The organism is Streptococcus sp. GMD6S (assembly GCF_000297015.1).
In genome coordinates, this window is sequence record NZ_AJRH01000155.1 from 1 (window position 1) to 1,159 (window position 1,159).

A 1,159-nucleotide genomic window follows, 5' to 3' on the forward strand; every position below is an offset into this window, starting at 1 on the left:
AGTTTACATAGTTAGGATCGTCTGAGTCTTGAACTCCCCATTTAGTAAATCCAGTTGGGTCAACGTCTGGAACGATACGAGTCAAATGGTAAACTCCTGCACCAGGAATGTTGATTTCATATTCCTTGTTCTTTTCAACATGGTCTGCCCATACCACAGTAAATGATGCAACAATTTGTTTGTTCTCATTAAACTTCTTAAAGTACTCTTCGTTTGTTACTGTAATCTTAGCAGTATTCGTTGCCTTCTCTGTTGTCAGTTTTGCAATCGTTTCACCGTTCGGAGCTTTCAAATCTGTACTAGAATCTACTTCGATTTTGAACTCATTTGGAACGTGATAAACCATGAAATCACCGTTATTCAGAGTTACATTGTCTGGGAATGCGTAAGTTGTTTTAAGATAGAACTTACCTTCTCCATATTTGGCATGATCGACTAATCGGTTCGTATTAATCGTCGGCTCTGTAGTCAAAGTGTACTCTGATTCAGTTTTTTCGGCAGCACTAACTACTCCATTAAGTCTTAGTGCAGGCAAAAAGACCGACACAACCAGTAGCAAGGCCATCAAGCAACGAAAGAGTTTACTAGTTCTCTTTTTCACCACATTATCCTCCTTATTGTCTATAATGGTTCAATTATATTATACAGGTCTATAACAGTATGTCAACTATAATGTGCTAATTTTTATATTAACTTATCAGATAGATGGATAAGTCAGCCAATCCCACGTCCGCATAAGCTTTGAAACAATTAAATCCAAGCAGGGTTCTTGCTTGGACTTAATATATAATATTGTTCTAAGAATCTAAGTATTTAATCCCAATTCCGCTAAGATTTGACGTTTATAGGCAATTTTTTGGACTTCCTTGTCTTCGCTCTGGAACCAATCTAGTTTGACTTCAGAAACAATCTGTCCCGGCCGATTTTTTAGAATGTAGATACGGTCGCTGAGATTGAGGGCCTCTTCAATACTATGCGTGATGATGAGGGTCGTCAGCTGCAACTGCTTATGAATCTCCAGATACCAAGCGTGGAGTTCCATCTTGGTCATCTCGTCCAAGGCGCTAAAAGCCTCATCTAAAAGAAAGAGCTTGTGTCCAAAAAGATAGGTCCGAAGCAAGGCTACACGCTGGCGCATCCCTCCGCTGAGTTCGTGAGG

2 protein-coding genes are annotated in these 1,159 nt (G+C 39.8%); both read right to left on the reverse strand.

From position 1 onward, the window contains the following. A partial coding sequence (locus tag GMD6S_RS09295; protein WP_008294476.1) for an Ig-like domain-containing protein occupies window positions 1-601 on the reverse strand: 601 nt, incomplete at its 3' end. A gap of 204 nt (window positions 602-805) precedes the next feature. Next, window positions 806-1,159, reverse strand: a 354-nt coding sequence (locus tag GMD6S_RS09300) for an ATP-binding cassette domain-containing protein (protein WP_000297251.1), incomplete at its 5' end; no start/stop codon positions are given.